Source organism: Flavobacterium endophyticum (genome assembly GCF_003634455.1).
GTDB lineage: Bacteria > Bacteroidota > Bacteroidia > Flavobacteriales > Flavobacteriaceae > Flavobacterium > Flavobacterium endophyticum.
This window is the reverse complement of the sequence record NZ_RBLC01000005.1, coordinates 72,230-92,273: the sequence shown is the minus strand read 5'-3', so window position 1 is coordinate 92,273 and position 20,044 is coordinate 72,230. Positions and strand designations below refer to the sequence as shown.

22 protein-coding genes are annotated in these 20,044 nt (G+C 42.8%); 9 read left to right on the top strand and 13 right to left on the bottom strand.

Annotation, left to right across the window (positions count from 1 at the left end):
- Positions 1-666: 666 nt before the first annotated feature.
- From CLV94_RS15010 to CLV94_RS14975, 8 genes are all read right to left on the bottom strand, one after another.
- Positions 667-1,440, bottom strand: a complete 774-nt coding sequence (locus tag CLV94_RS15010) for a T9SS type A sorting domain-containing protein (protein ID WP_121377326.1) — start codon at positions 1,438-1,440, stop codon at positions 667-669.
- A 6-nt stretch (positions 1,441-1,446) separates the two neighbouring features.
- On the bottom strand, positions 1,447-1,971 hold the full coding sequence (locus tag CLV94_RS15005) for an ankyrin repeat domain-containing protein (protein WP_121377325.1): 525 nt from the start codon (positions 1,969-1,971) through the stop codon (positions 1,447-1,449).
- Between the two features lie 3 nt (positions 1,972-1,974).
- The gene (locus CLV94_RS15000) at positions 1,975-2,532 is read right to left on the bottom strand and encodes a YceI family protein (protein ID WP_121377324.1); all 558 of its coding nucleotides are present in this window, start codon (positions 2,530-2,532) and stop codon (positions 1,975-1,977) included.
- 18 nt (positions 2,533-2,550) lie between these two features.
- Positions 2,551-2,907, bottom strand: a complete 357-nt coding sequence (locus CLV94_RS14995; protein WP_121377484.1) for a cytochrome c — start codon at positions 2,905-2,907, stop codon at positions 2,551-2,553.
- Between the two features lie 10 nt (positions 2,908-2,917).
- Complete coding sequence (locus CLV94_RS14990) at positions 2,918-3,766, bottom strand: DUF5777 family beta-barrel protein (protein ID WP_121377483.1); 849 nt, start codon at positions 3,764-3,766, stop codon at positions 2,918-2,920.
- An 8-nt stretch (positions 3,767-3,774) separates the two neighbouring features.
- Positions 3,775-4,170 (bottom strand): OB-fold protein, encoded by a 396-nt coding sequence (locus tag CLV94_RS14985; protein WP_121377323.1) that lies wholly within the window; start codon positions 4,168-4,170, stop codon positions 3,775-3,777.
- 162 nt (positions 4,171-4,332) lie between these two features.
- A complete protein-coding gene (locus CLV94_RS14980; protein WP_121377322.1) occupies positions 4,333-5,943 on the bottom strand; it encodes a tetratricopeptide repeat protein in 1,611 nt (536 codons plus the stop codon).
- Between the two features lie 100 nt (positions 5,944-6,043).
- The gene (locus tag CLV94_RS14975; RefSeq protein WP_121377321.1) at positions 6,044-6,943 is read right to left on the bottom strand and encodes a helix-turn-helix domain-containing protein; all 900 of its coding nucleotides are present in this window, start codon (positions 6,941-6,943) and stop codon (positions 6,044-6,046) included.
- 160 nt (positions 6,944-7,103) lie between these two features.
- Between CLV94_RS14975 and CLV94_RS14970 the strand changes: the two genes are divergently transcribed.
- The gene (locus CLV94_RS14970; protein WP_121377320.1) at positions 7,104-7,511 is read left to right on the top strand and encodes a DoxX family protein; all 408 of its coding nucleotides are present in this window, start codon (positions 7,104-7,106) and stop codon (positions 7,509-7,511) included.
- A 66-nt stretch (positions 7,512-7,577) separates the two neighbouring features.
- The gene (locus CLV94_RS14965) at positions 7,578-8,246 is read left to right on the top strand and encodes a hypothetical protein (RefSeq protein ID WP_121377319.1); all 669 of its coding nucleotides are present in this window, start codon (positions 7,578-7,580) and stop codon (positions 8,244-8,246) included.
- Here the strand turns inward: CLV94_RS14965 and CLV94_RS14960 are convergent, their stop codons facing one another.
- Both CLV94_RS14960 and CLV94_RS14955 read right to left on the bottom strand, forming a co-directional pair.
- Positions 8,247-8,786: a MepB family protein gene (locus CLV94_RS14960; protein ID WP_121377318.1), complete on the bottom strand. Its 540-nt coding sequence runs from the start codon at positions 8,784-8,786 to the stop codon at positions 8,247-8,249.
- An 11-nt stretch (positions 8,787-8,797) separates the two neighbouring features.
- The gene (locus tag CLV94_RS14955; RefSeq protein ID WP_121377317.1) at positions 8,798-10,183 is read right to left on the bottom strand and encodes a hypothetical protein; all 1,386 of its coding nucleotides are present in this window, start codon (positions 10,181-10,183) and stop codon (positions 8,798-8,800) included.
- A gap of 194 nt (positions 10,184-10,377) precedes the next feature.
- Here CLV94_RS14955 and CLV94_RS14950 point away from each other — a divergent pair, with 194 nt between their 5' ends.
- Positions 10,378-10,818, top strand: a complete 441-nt coding sequence (locus CLV94_RS14950) for a hypothetical protein (RefSeq protein ID WP_121377316.1) — start codon at positions 10,378-10,380, stop codon at positions 10,816-10,818.
- 9 nt (positions 10,819-10,827) lie between these two features.
- Positions 10,828-11,163 carry a hypothetical protein gene (locus CLV94_RS14945; RefSeq protein ID WP_121377315.1) on the top strand — a complete coding sequence of 112 codons (336 nt, stop codon included), beginning with the start codon at positions 10,828-10,830 and terminating at the stop codon, positions 11,161-11,163.
- A 344-nt stretch (positions 11,164-11,507) separates the two neighbouring features.
- On the opposite strand, the gene CLV94_RS14940 is transcribed toward CLV94_RS14945, so the two are convergent.
- Complete coding sequence (locus CLV94_RS14940) at positions 11,508-11,840, bottom strand: DMT family transporter (protein WP_121377314.1); 333 nt, start codon at positions 11,838-11,840, stop codon at positions 11,508-11,510.
- A gap of 167 nt (positions 11,841-12,007) precedes the next feature.
- On the opposite strand from CLV94_RS14940, the gene CLV94_RS14935 reads away from it, so the two are divergent.
- From CLV94_RS14935 to CLV94_RS14915, 5 genes are all read left to right on the top strand, one after another.
- Positions 12,008-12,478 carry a hypothetical protein gene (locus tag CLV94_RS14935; RefSeq protein ID WP_121377313.1) on the top strand — a complete coding sequence of 157 codons (471 nt, stop codon included), beginning with the start codon at positions 12,008-12,010 and terminating at the stop codon, positions 12,476-12,478.
- Between the two features lie 118 nt (positions 12,479-12,596).
- Complete coding sequence (locus CLV94_RS14930; RefSeq protein WP_121377312.1) at positions 12,597-13,271, top strand: response regulator transcription factor; 675 nt, start codon at positions 12,597-12,599, stop codon at positions 13,269-13,271.
- A gap of 3 nt (positions 13,272-13,274) precedes the next feature.
- Positions 13,275-14,597 (top strand): sensor histidine kinase, encoded by a 1,323-nt coding sequence (locus CLV94_RS14925; RefSeq protein ID WP_245982606.1) that lies wholly within the window; start codon positions 13,275-13,277, stop codon positions 14,595-14,597.
- 117 nt (positions 14,598-14,714) lie between these two features.
- Positions 14,715-14,900, top strand: a complete 186-nt coding sequence (locus CLV94_RS14920) for a hypothetical protein (RefSeq protein ID WP_121377311.1) — start codon at positions 14,715-14,717, stop codon at positions 14,898-14,900.
- A 245-nt stretch (positions 14,901-15,145) separates the two neighbouring features.
- Positions 15,146-18,295, top strand: coding sequence for an Ig-like domain-containing protein (locus CLV94_RS14915; protein ID WP_121377310.1), 3,150 nt, complete (start codon positions 15,146-15,148; stop codon positions 18,293-18,295).
- Between the two features lie 93 nt (positions 18,296-18,388).
- On the opposite strand, the gene CLV94_RS14910 is transcribed toward CLV94_RS14915, so the two are convergent.
- Entirely contained in the window at positions 18,389-19,324 is a 936-nt protein-coding gene (locus CLV94_RS14910; protein WP_121377309.1) for a polysaccharide deacetylase family protein, read from the bottom strand.
- Positions 19,325-19,372: 48 nt separating this feature from the next.
- Positions 19,373-19,867, bottom strand: coding sequence for a hypothetical protein (locus CLV94_RS14905; protein WP_121377308.1), 495 nt, complete (start codon positions 19,865-19,867; stop codon positions 19,373-19,375).
- Positions 19,868-20,044: the final 177 nt, after the last annotated feature.

Here is a 20,044-nt window from a genome sequence, read left to right as displayed (position 1 = left end):
AGTTTTTTTGATGCTCCTAGGATTATTTTTGTTTTGTCGGTAATTTGTATATTCGGCAAATAATAAATTCATTCATGGATGCAGATTCAATCCTAACTCTTTTTTCCCTATTTTTTGGTTTTTCATATGTGTTCTTTATGCTTTATGGGAGAAATCGAAATCCGCTGACATACAGGTATAACGAATTGCTTACGGAAGACAAAAGGAATAAGCACTTTATTATCGCTTTATCATTTTCAGTTTTAGGAGCTTTTCGTTTAGATAGCTTAACTTTGGAAACCTATTATTTTTCGCCGATTCTTTTTATACTATCATTCTATTTTTTCAATACTATTATTTTTAGTCTTTATAAGCGCCCTATTCTGATTGAAGTTGGAGGCACTTCTCCATTAGTAAATAAAAAAGCAAGATTCTTGGATAGGTTTTTCGGTTTTTTGATTTTATGCATTTCCCTTGTCACTCCATTAGCAATGAAATACACTAAATTTGACGAAATAAACAGCCATAGAAAAAGAATAAAAATGACAGCTACAATTCTCGAAAAACAAGAGAAGATGTGTTTTTGTTGAATATTATCAAAAATCATTTGTCCTGATATCTAAAATAAAAAGAGCGGCTATAACCAATAGCCGCTCTTTCCGTCATGAACCTAAACAAAAAGCAAATTTACTTTTTCACGAGTCTTTCGATAGTGATTTCATTGTTAGAGGTCTCGATTTCCACAAAATACAGTCCAGACTGCAATGAAGAAATGTCAAGCATTTCTTTGCGGTTTGCGAAACGTGCCGCTAGTTTTCCGGTGGCATCATAAATCACGACCGACTTGATGTCGTCTTCTGTTCGGATGGAGAACTGGCTTGAGGAAGGATTCGGATAGATCGCTATTTTTTTAGCAGCTTCTACTTCACCGACACCTAGAGCAGGGCTCAACGGCACATCCGTCTGGTAGCCTCTGTTGCCTGCGCCATGGTAGGCCAGCGAAAAGCTAGCAGTTCCCATTTTGGCAAAAGCAAAGTCGATAGACGAATTGGCATATACAAAAGCATAGTCGCTTGAACTTGCCGTGTCGAAAGCTCTTGTAGCTACGATCGTGCGTGTTCCGGTAGCAACCGTGTTAGACGTTACCGTCCAGTTGTTTGTGTCTGCTGATGGAGCAGTACCCACACCGTTATGGACAGCATCTACAAGCGTTGTTCCGTTGTAATACACTACATCCTGTCCGGATTCCATTCCTTGTCCTTCAGCAAAAGAACCAAACTGCAATGCAAACCAGCGATCCGATGGGCCAGTTAGCGTTAAGGTTGCTGTAGAGTTCGTGCTGTTCAGGTCGAGCTTGGCCGTCATTCCCGAAAGCAGGTTGACCGTTCCCGTTGTTTTTGTCTGGGCTTGTGCGGCGAAGGCGAAAAGTCCCAGCGATAATAAGAGTAATCTTTTTTTCATAGTTTCTTAGTTTTTGAAAAGGTTAATAATGTCTTGGTTCCTTGTGTCTACGGCATATTCGAAGGGTGCCTTTCCCTGTTTGTCTTTCTGTGTTTTGTCGGCCTTATGGCGCAGCAGCAGCTCGATGAGTTCTTTGTTTTTAAATTGTATCGCATAGATCAGGGGGGTCATTCCGCCTGCATCGGCAATGTTTGGGTCGGCGTTCTTTTTTAACAGCGCTTCGGCCAGCTTGATGTTTCCTTTTACGGCTACAGCCGCTAAGGCCGTACCGCTGGAGCTGCTGTAGTTGATGTTCTTGGCATTTTCGACCAAGTATTCAGCTACGGGCAAATTGCCTCTGTAGCAGGCCAATATGAGCGGCGTAAAGCCCATGGAATTGTTTTTGTTGATGGTGTCCGGGTTTTTGGATACCAAGGCTTTCATTTCTTCAACGGTGCCGTAACGGGCCGTATCAAAAACGTCTTTCGGGCCTTTGTTCTGTGCGATAGCTGCTGTGGCTACGAACACCAAGAGTAGGAGTGTCTTTTTCATGTCTTATTGCTTGTTGAGTACGAAATTATAGTCTACGGCAATGTCATTTGCCACTTTCTTGCTGACGATTTTGGGTATCTCGATCGCAAAATCTTCGGGTTTTACCATGAAGCTGCCTGTAATCTTGTAACCAGCTCCGGATTTCGAAATCTTGGCCGTGCTCGATACTTTTTTGGTCTTGCCATGTAATGTGAGTTCTCCCGTGATAGTGAAAGCTTTTTCTGCTGTCGTAACTTTTGAAGCGTCAAAGCCTTCTATTTTTCCTTTAAACGAAGCTTTCGGGTATTTATCGGACTCGACATAATTTTCATTAAAATGCTCTTCCATCAAGGCCAGCTTGAACCGGAAGCCTTTCATGAGCGTAAGCGCGGCAAAGTCTCCTGTGGCGGTTTCTAATACGGCCGAGGTGCTTTTGTTTTCTGCGGCTACTTCTTCAAATGAAGGAACTGAAGCTTCGAATTTTACGCTTCCGGTCTTGGTAATGTATTTCTGCGCGTTTGCAGACAGGGCTCCCAAAAGGAGCGGTATCCATAACAGCAGTCTTGTTTTTTGCAGTTTCATAATTTTCTTTTTTATCGATTAGTTTTCTAACAGTCCGTCGGCTCTCCATTGCAGGAGGAGGTTGATGTTGTCTTGCGGCATCCTTCCGGTCTGCGGCATCTGGCCGGGTTCTCCGTTCTGCCGCTGTATCCTGTCGAGCAGGTTGGTGTTCTGCACGGCATCCTTGACTTCCAAATAGGTCGTAAGCGGTCGGAAAGAAGCCGCTCCTCCAGCGGAATGACAGCGGATGCAGTTGGCGTCTACGATGGCTTTTGCAGTGTTGGCATAGGTGACAGGTCCGTCGATTACGGTCGGTTCTTCCAGTTCTTCATAGGTGCCGGAGTCACAGCTGCTGCATATCAGGGCAAAAAGGAATAGTGCTAGTATTTTTTTCATGAGTGGCATATTAAAAAACGCGGTATAAGTTAAATCCGAAGAAAAAGTCGCCCTTTCCCCAATCGCCAGCGGCACCTGTTAGATAGCCGCTTTCGGTCATCGACTGCGAGTTCGTGAACAGCAGTTGGAAGATATGGCCGCCTGTTTCAACATCGAGTCCTACCGACAGCGGATTGTTGTAAAAGCTTGGCTTGTCGAAATTATAGGCATATTCGAGGTTAACGGAAAGCCTTTTGGTGAGCTTCATCCTGCCGCCGTAGCCCATGGTAAACTGGTTGTCGTTTTCTATGGCAGGATTGTAGAGGTTCTTGTGGATGAAAGAAGGCACGAGTTCCAGCGAAAGCCTTTCAGACAGCTTTCGGGAAACAATCAGCTGGGAAACATAGGTCAGCCTGTCTGAAAACTCAATCTTAGGATAGTCGTCTTTTTTGAGCTGGCTGTTGATGTCGAGCGTATTGTAGCCTACGATTTCAAACGGAAACGCATCGCTCTGCCTTGCCAGCCTGTATTTTACCGAAGCTTCGTATACTTTGGAAAGGGTATGTCTTGAGCCGCTGACGGAAAGCCAGTCGGTCAGACCATAAATACCGCCAATTTTAGTGGTGGCATCGTCAAATCCGAAAAACTCGGAAATACCGCCTTTTACGGTACCAAATCGGTGCGATACGACAAAGTAGAATTCTTTTTTGGCGGGCATCTTGGTAGATTGCATCGTGATAACCTGCAATCCTTTAAAGGCGGCCGTAGCATAGGTATCTTGCACTTGCGTGGAATCGAGCTGAGACAGCAGGTCTTCTTGTGCGCTTGCAGAAGCGGCAAATAGGAAGAAACAGGCCCACTGCAATAGGAATTTTTTCATGGGTGGTATTATTGTATTAGAGTGCATTGGTCTAGTTTTACTTCTTCCATCAGCTCGTCAAAGCCGATGCATCTTCCTTTAAGGGTCACTTTTGCGCCTACGATATTTTCGCTCAGCATCTTGCCGAAAGTGCAGGTTATGCCGGAGTCGAGGGTGAGGAGCGAGTCGGAAACCTGCGTGACTTTGCCGCTGACCTCAATAGTCTTGTTGAGATAGCTTTGGTCGGAAGCCGAAAGGTCACGTTTGTAGGCATCAAGAAGCTGTGAGGCGGCAAGACGGTGCGCCGCTTCTTCTTTTTCGATGTTTCGGGCTTCCTTATATAGGACGCCGTTGTAGAGATAGGCAGCTCCGCAAAAAAGCAATAAGGCTATTGCGGCTGTCCATTGTACTTTTTTTCTGTTCATGATTTTGTGTACGCTTTTGGATAATTCCGGAGTTTATCTGGAAGTCCAAAATTTCATACTCAAAATTAGCAGATACGAGCATAAGCCCCGAAAAAAGGAGGTAGACAAAAGGTAGACAAGCAGTGATAATGCAGTAGATAGATGGTAGACAAGGGCCTTGTTTTATACTGAAAGTATAAAGCTGGTCAGGTTTTCGTCGGCCGCAAGCTGTAATTTTTTACGCAGACGGTAGCGGGCGGTCTTGACGCTGTCGGGTGAAATGTTGAGTATGGAGGCCATCTCTTTGATGGACAGATTGAGCTTGATAAGCGCACATACTTTTAGGTCGTTGGCACTGATTTCTGGATACAGCTGCTTGAGCCTCGTATAGAAATTTTTGTTGATGCTTTCGAAATAGAGATTGAAGTCATCCCAGCTGTTGTTCTGCTCAAAATGGCGGTTGACCATTTTGACAAGCTGCTGTTCCGACAGGGGTTGCTGTTTTTCTATTGCAGTCTTGATGTCGCTGAGGAGCTCATTTTTTTGCAGCATCTGCAGGGTGACGGCGCTGAGCTGGCTTTCTTTATGGTCGAGGTCGTTCTGGAAGCGTATTTCTTCGAGTTCTCTTTGTTTTTCGAGGGCTTCCAGCAGGGCTTCTTTGGTCTTGAGCAGGTTCCTGTCGCGCTTGTTCCTGTTCTTGAGGTACAAGTATCCGGTCACGAGTGCCGTGAGGAGCACGATGATGCATACGGCCAGCAGGTAGTTGGTGAGTCGGGCGACTTCCTTTTCTTTGGAGACAAGGGCCAGCTTTCTGTTTTTCTCGGCTACTTCAAATTGTACTTCGAGGCTTTTGACAATCTTTTCTCTTTCGAGCGAATGCAATTGGTCTTTGAGGAAAATCAGTCGGGTCTGCAGGCGCGACGTCTCAAAGTAGTTTTTTTCTTTTTCATAATAGCTGATAAGCGTCTCGACGGTCATGATTTCAAACAGCTTGTCCGACAGCGCGGCGGCTATCTGGTTGGCCTTTTGGAACTGCTGCAAGGCTTCACTTTTGCTCTTATGGGCCAAGTGCCATTTTCCTATAGCGAGCAGGGCAGAGACTTGCGCTTGCTTGTTTTCGGTTGTATTGGCAATGGCGAGTGCCTTCTGGAAGTAATCGAGTCCGTTTTGGTCGTTGTGTCTTTCGAGCTCGCTTCTGCCGATGTTGATATAGGCATTAGGCAAATAGGCTTGGTTGCCTGATTTCTCAAAGTCTTTTAGCGCCAGCGCATAAAAATAGGTAGCCGAATCCTGTAGCTGCTGCTGTTCGTACAAGGAGCCGAGGCTGGAATAGGCAAGGCCGAGGGTGCCGCTCTTGTCTTCGTGGCTTTCTAATATGCTGATTACCTCGCGGCTGATGGGCTTGGCCTGTGCGTATTTTTTCTGCCGGCTGTAGATGGTACTGATGAGCTGCAGGCATTTGCTGCGTCCGATCTGGCCCAAGTCGGGATTGCTTTTTTCTAAACGGGTATAAATCTTAAGCGACTGAAAGGTATAGTCGAGTCCTTTTTCATAGCTGGAACCGAAAGAGCAGATGCCGAGGTAAAGCAGGGATTCGGCCGTATCGATCTCGTTCTTGTCTTTTTTTGCTTTTTCGTAGGAAAGAAAGAAATATCGAAAGGCTTCGTCGTCATGGTCTTTTACGAGCGCTTCCCAGCCCTTCTGCATCAGAGTATTCTGAGAAGAGGGCTGTGCCCTGCTGCCTGTCGAAAGGAGCAGTAAAAGCAGGACCAAGAACTGCCGACTGTACTTCATGGTTATTTTTTAGGTATTGAAATGGAATCCAAAGATATAAATATTTTGATGCGGTAAAAAGGGCAGGATGAATAAGGGCTTATGCCGCACACTTTAAAAGCTAGTTGCTGCTGTTTCTCCTGCGGTATTCTGAAGGAGAAAGACCTGTATTTTTCTTAAAGGACTTCCCGAATGCGGATTGGTCGCTGAACTGCAGTTCTTCGGCAATCTGGGCAATCGTTAGGGCAGGGTCGGCGAGCAGCACACGGGCCTCTATGATTACGGATTCTTCGATAAGCTCGCCTGCGGTCTTGCCCGATACTTCTTTTAGTATCTTGGTCAGGTGGCCGCTGGTGACGCAGAGCGACTCGGCATAAAACTGTACGCTGCGCTGCTGCTTGAAATGGGCATCGAGCAGTTTCAGGAAGTTGAGCGTGAGTTCTTGCTGTCTTGAGATATCGGGATTCAATCCTGTGTTTTCTTTTTTATAGCGCACGGCCACGAGGTACATGAGCAGGCTGAAGGTGTGCTGTATGATTTCGCTGCTGAATGGCTCTCGTCCTCTTTCCTTGTTTTTTTGCTGCAGCAGTCGGGACAGAAAGACAAAGTTATCGTGCTCTTCAGTATCCAGCGAAAGCTTGGGAATGGCTTTGGATGCAAAAAACTCAAAGGCTTCGATCTCGTTTTTGCTGCGGTTGGACTGGAGCGCGAAGTCTAATGTAAAGCTTATGGCGATAAGCTCGACGTTGCCGACGATTTCGAGGGTATGGTTGATGGTTCTTGGTGAGATAATAAGCAGGTCGCCAGGAACTGCTACATATGGAATCAGGTCGAGCTGCATTTTCACCGTTCCCGAAAGGATGAGCAGTATCGAATAGTTGTCGGACCGATAAGGATAGGGAAAGGGAATTTCGGTTATCGCGCTGCCCATATAGACATGCAGTCCTTCGGATTGGGGCACGTCGCCCAATATTTCAAGGATATCGCTGATCGAGAGCTTTCTGATGCCTGCCTTTTCCAATCGGATTGTTTTTAGAATCGTAAAGTTAGCTATTTTCTGCCAATCGACGATAGGGCAGGCAAATCAAAAAGGCGGGTTTCAGACCAATTTTGGACGGAATGGCACGAAGGGCTATCGTTGTTTAAGGCGTACATTTAATACAGCTTAAAACTCAAGTATCATGAAATATATACCCTTAATCGGCAGGTTTCTTTTTAGCATCATCTTTATGTATTCTTCTATTGCCAAATTCTCTGACACCTTTGTCTATGAGGCGGCGGCCAAGGGCATTCCGCTGTCTTATATACTGATTCCGCTGGTCGGTATTTTTGAAATGGCGGCAGGGCTCAGCATCTTGTTTGGCTTTATGGCGAAATGGGGCGCTTGGCTTATTATCATCTTCCTGCTTCCGGTTACGTTTATCATGCATGATTTCTGGACTGTGGAAGACCCGATGCTTCACGAGCTGGTACTGCTTACGTTTATGAAAAATATCTCGATTATAGGCGCTGCGCTGATGCTGGCGTATTTTGGAGCAGGCCCTTATAGTGTTGATTCGATGCGGGATGAGAGTAAAAAAGGGGCATGAATACGCTAGCGTAGTACTATTTATCAGGACTTTCTTATATTAGCTTCCTAAAAAAAATCATTAGGAATGAAAAAATATGCCCTTATTCTTTTAGTGCTTTCGTATGCTACTATGAACAGCCAAACCATACAGCAAGTAGATTCTTTGGCTTCAAAAATGTGCGAGTCATTTAAAGAACTAAAGGAGGTCAAAGATGAAACCAAGATCATGATGGTGTTCGAGAAACATCTGCCCGCTTTTTATGAAAGGGCAAAAGTAACTTCTCAGGCGCAAGCGGATTCTTTAGTAAATCGAGTTTATTTCAGGCTTCAGCGGAATTGCCAAGCTTTTCTTGATATCTTGGCTGGCATGGAGGAGAATAAAAGTGACTGGGGCAAGCTGGCGGAAAAACCGAAGTCTAAACTTTCAAAAAAAGAAAGTGATGCTTTCTTTTCGGGGAAAAGCTTTTACTATAAAGAATACGATGGAAGCATCGTGAACGTAGCACTGTCTTCTAGCCATTGGATTGAAACTTTTGAGGATGGTACGACTTCAAACTTATTGATTCGTCCCAAAGGTAACGGTGAATTCGAATTGGAATTTCTGGAGAGCAATAATAACAAGCGGAAAAACTTTAGCGTTAAGGGCGATGTATATCGTTATGGCATCTATTCTGTAGCAGAAGGAATTTATAGCGCGTGGGTGGCTACAAAAGACAACGAGTATCATTCTTTCCGTATTTATACTCGAAAATAACTAAACTATCAGCAACGTGATTAATTCGGATGCCCGTTCGAGGTCTGTCGTGCCGTCTTCCTTAATTTCCAAGAAATAAAACACTTGCCATTGCTGTGTCTTTTCGGCCTGTCTGCTCGTAGGTTTGTCCCACGGCGGATAGACACGGATGCCGCGTTTTCCTTCTCTAGTGGCGGAAGAGACAATCCCTTTTTCTAAGAGTACTGATTTTGGAAAGATAAACTGTCCGAAATTGCTGCCGCTTCTCGCTGATATGATAATGAAATCAAAAGGGTCTGAACTGCTAAAGGGCTCGGTTATTCCTTTTGAGTTTCTTTTCCATAGCGTAACAAACTGCCCGATTTTCTTGGGCGTAATCTTGGAACTTCTGTACAGGACAGGCTTTCCGCCTAACGTAAAAGTACAGGCTGCATATTCGGCACTTTCAGCATCGGCTTTTAGGGCAGCGAGGGCTAATCCGATGTTGTCATACACGAGTTCGATAGCTATAGCCAAGTCTTTAAAAGTATTGTCTAAAGAGGGTGAAGGGGCTTTCGCCATAGCGTTCTGTCTTATTGTTTTTGCACCGCCAATTTTTCGATAAGCTTTTCCGTCGGCGTGTTTATCTGATTGATAATAAAGAGCTGTGTCTTGTCGCCTAAAAGGATGTTGTAGGTAAACTCTTTGTCTTTTTTGTACTTCCAGTTTTTGAGCTCCGGAAATTTGCGCTTTATGAGTTCCAGTTTGGCGGCGTGGTCTTTTGAGACGATGATTATTTTGGTCATCGGCACGGCTTTCATCTTTTCGATGCTGTTTTCTGTCACCTGATCTTCTTCTTCGGTCATAGAGCGGCGTTTGTATTGCTGTCGGATGGTCCTAAAGTCTTCTTTGTTATCGGAAATCATATACCTAAAACACATGATGTTGTCCATCTCATTGCTCCAGTTCGGGAAATTATCGTCATAGAGTTGGATATAGGCATCTACAAACTCCTTATCCATTGCCTTTTTCTCGGTTATATACTTTAAGACCAGCGGATAGCTCTTTTTGGCCATTTCGTTGATATATTTCCAGTTGTACCATTTTCCTTCGTCCAGCGTACCGTTTAGTTTTTCCATTACATAGCCATTGCCTAAAGCTGTTGCCAGCACCTCATTCAACAGCATATAAGCATAGGCGCTGTTTTTGGAAGGGTTCTGTTTGAAAGAGGCATACAGCTGTTTTTTAAGCGCTAGCGGCTGCTCGTCATAAACGATATGGTAGATTTCGTGCAGCATCACGCTGAATAGCGACACATGGTCGGTAAGGTCGGTCTGCACGGCACTGACAAAATTGTTATAAAAAGCCTGTGCGGTAAAGCCTTCTGAATTTGGCAGCGGATAAAAAGCCACCTCAAAAGGAATAGAACTGTCCCAGCTCGAACCGTAAAAGGCAAGTCCCGTCTCAAAATAACCGCTGATGTTGTGGGCACGGCTGTATTCTTGTATGTCGGCCAGCTGTTTCTCGAATTCCTTCTTATTGGGTTCGTAGATGAGCTCTCGATAGATAGGCGTAAATTCTGAAATGATGTCTGCCAGCCGAATCAACGGCTTGTTGGTGACGAGTCCGGCAGAGCGATTTTTGAATTCTTTTAGGTTGTCTGTTGCAATCAGGTTCTTTTTCAGGAATTCCGTTGTCATGCCTGGTATTTTTGAGCCGTATGGATATTCCGAAAAATGGTAGGTATAATCGATAGCTAACGTGTCCATCTCAGCAATCAGCTTTTGATATTTTTCGGTATTGTACTTGGATTTCGTGAACTCGGTCTTAAACGGGTTGTCGCGACGGTCGGGATGAATCTCCTGCACAAACACAAAAACAGCCAATTGTTCTGAGAATCGGATGTTGAACACAGGCTTTTGAGCAAATGCTGCGGCTGTAAAAAAACAAAGCCATAAAAAGAGGAATCGATATGCCATATTTTGTAGTTTATTTCTATCATAAAACGATGCCAAGATACGTATTTCGTAATAGAAAATGTAGTGAAAAGAGGTTGTTTTGTGTTTATGGAACTTTTCAAGAATCACTTATTTCAGCAAATTAGGTTTAAAAAGAATTTTATTGCTGAAAGAATCTACTTCTTAATTAAATTTGGAGTAGTTAAAGATAAAGAATGAAAAAAATAGGGTTTATTGTGACGGTTTTATTTTGCCTGTTTATGATTAGCTGCATGGATTATACAGACAAAGAAGGATTAATTGTTTATAATGGTACTGATAGCGAAATTTATAGCATCCTATCTAATTCTGATAATATATCAGATTCTGATTATTTTGCTAGTTATAGATATGATAAAACAGTTTCGGCTTTTAATATAATGGAAATAGCACCAGATAAAGAGCAAGAAAATAAAGACAGGCCTGTGTATTGGGACAGTTTTTTTGCTTCTTCCAAGGATAAAAAGGCAAGGTTATTTATTATTTCAAAAGATAGCGTAGATAAGTATGGGTGGGCAACAATAGTAAAACTAAAGAATAGGGTTTATGATAAAAAATATCTTTTGACTAAACAAGATTTGGAAAAAGCTGAGTGGAAGATTGTATACAAAAAATGATATTCTAAGATGACAATAAAGAAACTACTACGATTTTATCCTGTGATAGTAATATTTGGGATATTTATTTACTTCCATTTGGTTGGTAAAAAGAATAATGAGAAATTTTATAAGTCAAAAGTCAATTCCTTAATAGTAGAACGAAATAATTGGCAAGTGAGGGCTACAGCATTTTATTTGTCAAATGGTTTAAAAATTGATTCTAGCAGTTTAGCAGAATTTGATTTGAAACTAGGCGATTCTATTGTAAAACAAAAAAACACGCATTTATTTAAGGTATATAGAAGAGAAAACTCTAGAGAAGGATATTATTTTTTATCGGAATATGATAATAATAGATATTGATTTAAAAAAGATTGATTCATAACTTACTATTGCTGCTTAAAGTTTCCTTTAAACACTCACAAATGACGTTCTATCACCCGCCGATGGCGTTCCGAACCCCGCGCGTGACGTTCGCAACGCCATGAACGGGGTTCGAAGCGCCAAATTTGGCGTTCCAAACGTGAAAAATGGCGTCTGCCAACGTCAAAATTGGCGCTTCGAACGCCAATTTTGACGTCCAGAACGCCATCGGCGGGTGATAGAACGTCACGCGCGCCTGTTGGACATCCGTTAACTGGTGGAATTAGCCTCGCCAATGGTGTCTTGATAGGAAATAATGGGGGCTATGCTCGCAATGCCGCAGTCTAATGCGCCGATGTCTTAGAAAAAACATTGATGACCACCACACCGGCTATGATGAGCAGCAGTCCGATAATAGCAGGAAGGTCAGGAACCTGCTTGAACATAACGATACCTACCAACGTTACGAGAACAATACCAATGCCCGACCAGATCGCATAAGCGATACCTACCGGAATCGACCTCAGCGTAAGGCTCAAGAGATAAAATGCGGCAATATAGCCGATAATCGTAATAAGGCTCGGAACCAGTTTTGTGAATTGTTCCGAAGCTTTGAGAGAAGAAGTGGCTATCGTTTCAAAGACAATAGCGAGCAGCAAAAAAAGATAGTTTTTCATGTGATACGATAAGTAATAAGGCTGTTCTGCTAAAATACGACTTCAAATAGCAGGTTTGTTTTTTGAGAAGTTAAATCTGGCCAAATAAATAGCAACTTTTTTGATTCTTCATTTGCTCTTCATTTTCAGATTGTAACTTCGTTCTGTATTTATTAAAAAGCAAAACCATGAAAAAAATAATCCTGTCAGCGCTATTGCTTGCCTCAATCAGCTTTTATGGGCAATCCGATACCAAAAGCCAAAAATATGTTCCTCCAATCGAGGCGAAGATTGCTTTTGAAAAAGAATTTCCTAAAAGCATTCCAGAATGGAGAAATGAATATGGAGACGGAGACGATGATGAAGAACTTTTTGTAGCCGAGTTTACGATGCAGGGCGCTAAAGTATCGGCCTATTATAACTTAAGAGGAGAAATGCAGGTGCTCAAGCATGGTATAGCGCCCAACCAATTGCCGCTTGCCACTATAAGCTACCTAAAAAAGAATTATCCAACTTATAAGATTGCTGAAGCCGTTAAAGTGCGAAACGATAAAAACGAATATACTTATGAAGTGGGACTTGAAAACAGTTCCCGATTTTATGATGCTGTTTTTGATGGTGCTGGCGACTTCCTGCAGCTGGTGGAAAAAGATCGTTGATTGGCTATGTTTTTTTTGATTGCAGCTTCTCCTAAACACAAAACACTATAGTTTAGGAGAAGTTTTTCTTTTTTGATAGCCTCAGAAACACTATTTTTAAACTGTCAAACACTTTCCTATGAATATCCTGATTGTTGAAGATACGAAAGAACTAGCCGTTGAGCTGATCGATTATCTTTCCAAGAGCGGCTACATCTGCAAATGGGCTGCTACCTGCGAAAGCGCTCTGGAAGAAGCAGAAGTCAACCAATACGATGCCATGCTGCTGGACTTGGGCTTGCCCGACGGAAGCGGATTCGACGTATTGAAAAGCGTGCGGAAAGCAAAATCTAAAATGGCCGTGATTGTCATTACGGCACGGGGCGAACTCGACGATAAAATCAACGGGTTGGAACTGGGCGCCGACGACTATCTTACCAAGCCTTTTGCGCTGACCGAGCTGGGCGCGCGTTTGTATGCCGTTATCCGTCGTATTCATGGATTTGCTGTGAATGAGTTGGACGTGCACGGATTCAAGATTCAATTGCAGGATTATAAGGTAAGCTTTAAGGAAAATCCGATTGCATTGACCAAAAAAGAATTTGACATCTTTCAATACTTAGTCCTCAACAAAAATAGGGTCATTACGCGCTTGCAGCTCACGGAACATGTCTGGGGCGATGTGCTGGAAGTCAGTTCCGATTCTAATTTTATAGACGTGCATGTGCGCAACCTCCGCAAGAAGCTCGACAAGCATGCTTCGATAGAATGGTTTGAAACGGTGCGGAATGTGGGCTATCGAATTATAAGCTAGAACATGAAGCTAAAACATAAAATATCAATCTTTAGCGCTGTCATCCGCCTGCTCTTGCTGGCGATCATGTGGTTCACCTTGTCTTTTGTGATCAAGAAAGTAGCCTACAAGAACATCGAAAGCTCGATGATCGAAAAACGTGACAAGTTTGTCAAGAACCTTAATACTTCCGAAATCAATGCTTTTATAGAACGAAACGACAGTACGGAGCTGTATGTAAGCTTTTCGAACCTGCACAGCGAGTTCCTGCAATTGTACCGTTCTAAAGCTAAAGCCGCAAAGCAAAAAGACTATTTTGTAGATGAGCCTCGAGTCGTAGAAAAAGAACAGAACGAGTATCGCGTCCTGTACCATCATTTTACGTATAAGAATACCGATTATGTCCTTGAGATAGGAGAGCGGCTGAGCGAGGTCAACGAACTGCTAGAAAAGTTCCATCTGGTAATCTTGCTGCTGCTTACAGTAACGCTTATCCTGTCGCATTTTGCCCAGTCGTTCTTTATCGATTACCTGTTGCGTCCTTTCCAGAAGATTATCGACAAGAAGATCAATCTGATCAATGAGCCTGAATTGTTCGACCATTCTAAAGTGCATACGACTACTTCGGATTTTATATTGCTGGACAACGGACTGAATGAAATGATGAACCGCATCCAGGAACAGTTTAAAAAAGAAAAACAGTTTATAGCAAACGTTTCCCACGAACTGCTCACGCCGATCTCGATCCTCCAGAACCGATTGGAAAACCTACTCAATAACGAATCGATTAATGATGAGGGTATCGACAAGATTGCTGTCTCGCTTCGCAACCTTGATACCCTAAAACGCATCATCAATAACCTATTGCTTATTTCGCGCATAGAAAACAACCAGTACTCTAATTTTGAAGCGATAGATTTCGCTGTCCTCATTTCAGACCTGCTTAGGGATCTAGAAGATCGGATTGAAATAAAACAGCTTCAGGTGTCTAGCACTATCCAGCATCATTTTCTGTTTGAAGGTAACAAGACCTTGCTGCACATCTTGTTTTATAACATCCTATTCAATGCCATCAAGTTTACGCCAGACGGCGGAAGCGTATCCATTTCAGATTCTTTCCAGAATGACCGCTATGCCATAGCTATTTCGGATACAGGAAAAGGAATGACGGAAGCACAGCTGTCTCAGATTTTTAACCGATTCATGAAAATTAATCTGGAAGATGAGGGACAAGGATTGGGCCTTGCCATCGTGTCAAGTATTGCCACTCTCCACAAAATAGAAATTCAGGTAGTCTCCGAGGTTGGTATCGGAACGACCTTTACGCTTTATTTCCCGAAAAGTTAATTAAAAGTTAAACAGGTTAACAGCAACATATCTTCATTTGTTCTTCATCTAGCGGTCCTAACTTTGACCTATAATTAAGAAACAAACAATCTTGTTTAATTTAAAAAAATAGAAATCATGAAAAAATTAATGATGTTAGCCGTTTTTGTTTTAGGAACTAGTGCTATGATGAATGCACAACAAAAAGAATCAAAAGCAGAAGTCAAAAAAGAAGTAAAACATGCTAAAAAAGCAGAAAACAAGGAAATGAAAAAAACCGAAGCAAAGGCTAAAAAAGAAGAAGCGGCTAAAACGAAAGCTTAATCGAGGACTGTCCGTCCATTCATTGCAACTGATTTCATAAGTAGAAAGCTCCTAAATCGAGGAGCTTTTTTTATGCGTTTTAGTTTGGGTCTGAAGTCTCTTAACGATGTAACTATCTGGTTAACACAATCGTAATTTTTATTTGTTCATTTTGAAATCTTAGGGTAATACAAGAGGTATATGTTTGTTGCCGTTTGAAACAAGCGTAGACAAGAATAAACAAACCTTAAAATAACAATGTATTTATGAACAAAAAATTACAAGAAAAAGTAAGGCATTTTGCCGTGCTTTTGGTACTGCTAGTTGCAACAGACTCGGTATGGGCGCAAGCCGTTCCAGATGCCAATGGTATACTCTATGTTAAAAAAGGAGCGACAGGAAACGGCAGCAACTGGACCAATGCCTTGGGCGAAGCCGCCGATGCCGTGAAGGCCGCAAGAGAACTGACAGCAGGAACCATAACCCAGATTTGGGTAGCGGGCGGGACGTACTATCCATTATACCGTGTTGATAACCTTAGCGGGACTAATCCGACTGACAGAAACAATGCTTTCGTTTTGGTCAATAATGTCAAGATGTATGGCGGCTTTGCGGGCACCGAAACACAATTGACACAAAGAGACTTGGCTTTGACAGCAAATGCTTCTGTTTTGAGCGGAGATTACAGCAATAATGATGTAATATCGGGTATTGGAAGTACGCTTACGATAACAAACAATGACGAAAATGCCTATCACATAGTTATGGGTGTTGGAGTAAGTGCCGCCAACGCAATAACAAATACGACAGTATTAGACGGATTTACAATCCGTGGAGGCAACGCTAATATGGCAGGAACAATAAAAGTTATTGGATCGAACAAATTTGTGCCCAATAATGTTGCTGGAGGAATGTATAATTACTTTTCGTCGCCTATCGTTTCTAATATTGTGATTGTTGGAAATGTAGCCGGCATAAGAGGCGGTGGAATGTATAACGACACATCTTCCCCAACGATTACCAATTTTACCATAAGCAAGAATATCTCAGAACAAGGAGCTGGAATGCAAAATGACAAGAGCCAATCCAAGCCCTATCTGTCTAACGGAATCGTCAATGGGAACTCGGCTAGAGGAGGAACATCTGAAGGCGGCGGAGGAATTAATAATTTTGCGGCAACGCCAACGCTTATCGATGTAGAAATCAGCGAAAACCATACGACGAAATTAGGAGGCGGGATAAAGAACAATACCGGCACGACCATACTGACTAACGTGGTTATCAAAGGCAATTCTGCTAAAGATGGCGGCGGGTTTTATAGCACCGATACCGATGATGTTGTTACCAATTGCGTTATCAGCGATAATACGGCAGAAGGTCTAGGCGGCGGGTTTTATATAGAACGTTTTGGCATTGCTAAGTCACCCATCTTGACAAATGTTACTGTCGCAAGAAATAGTGCCGCTGTGAATGGAGGTGCCATATACAACACAAGCTCCTCTCTAAAAATTAGAAATAGTATTGTTTATGATAACCTTACTGGAGTTTATTATACAAATGCGCAAGCATTACCACAATATACGCATAGCCTTGTCCAAGGTGCTACCACAAATGATGCCAATGGGAATATAGACGGTACTACTGATCCGTTGTTTACTGATGCGGCGAATGGCAATTATAAACTCCAACAAGGGAGTCCTGCCGTAGATGCAGGAAGCAACAACTATTATGCACCAGGAAGTACGCCTAATATAGCTGCTATTGTTACTGATATCCTCGGAAACGATCGATTTTATGATGGTACTCCAGACATGGGAGCGTATGAGCTGAACTGTGCCGTACCGAATCCTCCAACAGCCTTGCCGCAGACTTTTTGTGCCTCGGCAACTGTTGCAGAACTAACGGCTACTACAATTGCCGAAGCTACTGCGCATTGGTATGCTACCACCGATGCTACTGAAGCTTTGGCGGATACCGCTGCACTGCAAACACAGACCTATTATGTGTCACAATCTATTGGCAGTTGCGAAAGTACAAGGATACCTGTAGTTATAACCATTACCGAATTGCCAGCGGCTCCTACGGCGGCGGCACAGACGTTTTGCGGTACTACGACTGTAGCTTCTCTGGTTCCAGCACCGTCGGCATCAATTATCTGGTATGGAAGCGCCACAGCAACAGAAGCATTAGAAAGCACTTCAAGCCTAGCGACCCAGTCTTACTTTGTGTCTCAGAAAAATGGCGACTGCGAAGGACCAAGAACCGAAGTTGCCGTAGTCATCAATACGCCAGATCCGGTAGTTACTCCGCAGACTTTTTGCGAAGGAGCTACGGTAGAAGATTTGCGTGCCACGACAATCCAAGATGCCTTGGTACAATGGTATGCCGGAGGTACTTTTGGAGAAGTTTTAGCCAATACCTATCCGCTGACAACAGGCTCTTATTATGTATCGCAAACTGTTGATGGTTGCGAGAGCAGGAGAGTACAAGTTTTAGTAACGATAACGCCGCAAGCGATTCCAAATTTTGAAACCCTGGCACCAATCTGCAAAGATGCTGCTGCTCCGACTTTAGCACTAGTAGCTCCAAACGGAATCGCAGGAACCTGGAGTCCGGCTGAAATTTCGACAGCACAGACAGGTACGTTTGACTATGTATTTACGCCAACAGAAGTAACGGGAGTGCTTTGCTTGGTACCGCAGACACTATCGGTTGTCATAATTCCAAAAGCCACGCCTGATTTTGCACCTGTTGCCGATGTATGCCAAGGAACGGTGGCTCCTGCCTTCGCCTTGGTTTCTCCAAACGGCGTTGCAGGAACGTGGTCGCCAGCAACAATCGATACGGCACAGCCAGGTACAGCGGATTATGTGTTTACTCCAGAAGAAGGAGCTTGTGCGATACCACAGACTTTATCGATAACCGTAAAAAATCAGACTCCGGCTCCAACGGGGCAAGAAACGCAAGATTTTGTTACAGGCGAAACGCTGGCTGATTTCGACGTAACAGGAGAAAATATACTATGGTATGATGCACCGACAGGAGGAAATTTGCTGTCTCCGACGGACCCAATTGTTGCCGGAGGTATCTATTATGCTTCGCAGACCGTAGCTTCTAGCTGTGGAGAGAGCATCGTACGATTGAAGGTTATTGCCGGAACGGAGTTAGGGACTCCTGCTTTTGAAAGTGATGATTTTAAGTATTATCCAAATCCGGTTCAAGATGTGCTGACTATCGATTATACAGAAACCATCGATGCTGCTACAGTGTTTAACATACTAGGACAACAGGTAATCACAAAAAAAGCCAATGGAACTAGCTGCCAATTGAATTTTTCTGACCTGCCTTCCGGAACGTATATCGTGAAGGTTGTTGCTGGAGAATTCTCTAAAGTGTTTAGGGCTGTTAAGAAATAAGCACACATTATATCAATTGCTAAAATCGCCTGAAGTAATCTTCAGGCGATTTTTTTATAGTCTTTACAGAAGTATGATTTGGAAGCGAATACCTTACGGTTTCTTAGAATAAGCCTTGACCATTTCTTCCAACGGTATTTTTTCGTATTCGCCATCTTCGCCAGGATAACGCAGCGTTGTCGCAATAGCTTCTATTCTTTTGGCGCACTGCCAGATAATGCTTTCGCCGCAAGGCACAATTTGAGGCGTTTCCTCAAAAACAGAATCTTTGAAAGCAGTTTTGGCGTCAATCAATTTCCAGCCGCTTTTCTTTAAGGCAATCAGCAGATCGTCGAGGAACAAAGCATTCAATAGAGAATGATGTATCAGTAACGTATGCTTGACGGGCCTGTGGAATACCGAAACAGCCAGCGAATCGTAATAGGAAGCGCGATCTAAGATATGCTGGATGTAATAGTTTTTATACGGCGTAAGGTCGGCATTGATATCCTGCTTTAAGGCTTTTGCTATTTCAGCATCAATATACCAGTCGGAAGCGTCTATCGTAACCGCGCCATTTTTATAGCCGTTCTGGGATAAAAATACGCGCATCGAATCTCTTTTTTCGGCAGTGTTGCCTTCTTTCAGATACGGAAAGCGAAAATACTTTGTATAATGCTTGTAAGTAGTAATGATGCTGTCGCCTTTAAGAAAATCATTGCTGAATTTTTTAAAGGTGGTCGATTTGCCATTAAAGTACAGATGCGAGTACGAATGATTGCAGATCAGATGGCCTTGGTCGTCCCATTGTTTCAACAGTGTCTTTCCGTTTGAATCGGCTACTCTCATGCCACAGACAAACAAAGCCGCTTTGATGCGGTGTTTTTTGAGTGTTTTTAAGAGGGCATCGTTTCTTTCCTGCCATTCCAGTTTTGGAGTCAGAGCTGTATTGGGATCGTCAATCGTAATCGAGATTTCTTTTTGGGCGTAGGCGCTTGCATTTAGAAGCAGCAGGAGTAGAAGGAAGGCGTATTTTTTAGAACTTGTCATTGTTTAGTTTTGAGGATAGGAGCAGTGCCCATAATTGTTTTAGATTCTTTATAGAGGATGTGAAAATTTATACTTTATCACAAGATTATTCAAATACTGTTTGAAAGAGTCACTCATACCATCTAAGAGATAATAGGCTTCATCACCATTCCCAGTTTTTCCTTGTTTTTGTGCGGGAATAGTAACACTAGACCTTAGTCTGTTGCATTGAAGACAAACCGAAACATGAGCAACGACTTTCCCTTTCAGATAATATACGAATCCTAAATGTGGATCAAAGCAAGATGCCGTTCCTGTACCATAAGAGAGCTTGCTTCCTAATTTTAGGCTCAATTGCTTGCTTGTCTTTTCATCAAGGATAACCTGTTGGTTTACAGTTTCGGATAGTTTGCCTTTATCCGTAATAATACTGATGTCAGATTCTTTACCGCCTGAAAAATCATACATCACGATCGTATCATATTTAAGTCCAACAAAAGGATTCTTTTGACTGTATATTGCTGTTGATAGTAGGAATAATAAAATAATCTGAAGCTTTTTCATGCAATGATAAACTAGTTTTCTCTTTATAATTAATCAAATATATAACAAATCTTGCTGTTTCAAGACTAGATTGTTTACTGTATTTTACCGGATATTTCAATAGTCCCAGTAATGGCATCTGCTTAAAAGTTCTTTGTTTGCAAAGATGAATTTACACTATACGACTCCTATAAAATT

What these genes read in the sequence shown, in the direction of transcription:
- CLV94_RS15010 (WP_121377326.1), bottom strand. Translation starts at nt 1,440, where the DNA reads ATGAAAAAAAGATTACTCTTATTATCGCTGGGACTTTTCGCCTTCGCC.
- CLV94_RS15005 (WP_121377325.1), bottom strand. Translation starts at nt 1,971, where the DNA reads ATGAAAAAGACACTCCTACTCTTGGTGTTCGTAGCCACAGCAGCTATC.
- CLV94_RS15000 (WP_121377324.1), bottom strand. Translation starts at nt 2,532, where the DNA reads ATGAAACTGCAAAAAACAAGACTGCTGTTATGGATACCGCTCCTTTTG.
- CLV94_RS14995 (WP_121377484.1), bottom strand. Translation starts at nt 2,907, where the DNA reads ATGAAAAAAATACTAGCACTATTCCTTTTTGCCCTGATATGCAGCAGC.
- CLV94_RS14990 (WP_121377483.1), bottom strand. Translation starts at nt 3,766, where the DNA reads ATGAAAAAATTCCTATTGCAGTGGGCCTGTTTCTTCCTATTTGCCGCT.
- CLV94_RS14985 (WP_121377323.1), bottom strand. Translation starts at nt 4,170, where the DNA reads ATGAACAGAAAAAAAGTACAATGGACAGCCGCAATAGCCTTATTGCTT.
- CLV94_RS14980 (WP_121377322.1), bottom strand. Translation starts at nt 5,943, where the DNA reads ATGAAGTACAGTCGGCAGTTCTTGGTCCTGCTTTTACTGCTCCTTTCG.
- CLV94_RS14970 (WP_121377320.1), top strand. Translation starts at nt 7,104, where the DNA reads ATGAAATATATACCCTTAATCGGCAGGTTTCTTTTTAGCATCATCTTT.
- CLV94_RS14965 (WP_121377319.1), top strand. Translation starts at nt 7,578, where the DNA reads ATGAAAAAATATGCCCTTATTCTTTTAGTGCTTTCGTATGCTACTATG.
- CLV94_RS14960 (WP_121377318.1), bottom strand. Translation starts at nt 8,786, where the DNA reads ATGGCGAAAGCCCCTTCACCCTCTTTAGACAATACTTTTAAAGACTTG.
- CLV94_RS14955 (WP_121377317.1), bottom strand. Translation starts at nt 10,183, where the DNA reads ATGGCATATCGATTCCTCTTTTTATGGCTTTGTTTTTTTACAGCCGCA.
- CLV94_RS14950 (WP_121377316.1), top strand. Translation starts at nt 10,378, where the DNA reads ATGAAAAAAATAGGGTTTATTGTGACGGTTTTATTTTGCCTGTTTATG.
- CLV94_RS14945 (WP_121377315.1), top strand. Translation starts at nt 10,828, where the DNA reads ATGACAATAAAGAAACTACTACGATTTTATCCTGTGATAGTAATATTT.
- CLV94_RS14940 (WP_121377314.1), bottom strand. Translation starts at nt 11,840, where the DNA reads ATGAAAAACTATCTTTTTTTGCTGCTCGCTATTGTCTTTGAAACGATA.
- CLV94_RS14935 (WP_121377313.1), top strand. Translation starts at nt 12,008, where the DNA reads ATGAAAAAAATAATCCTGTCAGCGCTATTGCTTGCCTCAATCAGCTTT.
- CLV94_RS14930 (WP_121377312.1), top strand. Translation starts at nt 12,597, where the DNA reads ATGAATATCCTGATTGTTGAAGATACGAAAGAACTAGCCGTTGAGCTG.
- CLV94_RS14925 (WP_245982606.1), top strand. Translation starts at nt 13,275, where the DNA reads ATGAAGCTAAAACATAAAATATCAATCTTTAGCGCTGTCATCCGCCTG.
- CLV94_RS14920 (WP_121377311.1), top strand. Translation starts at nt 14,715, where the DNA reads ATGAAAAAATTAATGATGTTAGCCGTTTTTGTTTTAGGAACTAGTGCT.
- CLV94_RS14915 (WP_121377310.1), top strand. Translation starts at nt 15,146, where the DNA reads ATGAACAAAAAATTACAAGAAAAAGTAAGGCATTTTGCCGTGCTTTTG.
- CLV94_RS14910 (WP_121377309.1), bottom strand. Translation starts at nt 19,324, where the DNA reads ATGACAAGTTCTAAAAAATACGCCTTCCTTCTACTCCTGCTGCTTCTA.
- CLV94_RS14905 (WP_121377308.1), bottom strand. Translation starts at nt 19,867, where the DNA reads ATGAAAAAGCTTCAGATTATTTTATTATTCCTACTATCAACAGCAATA.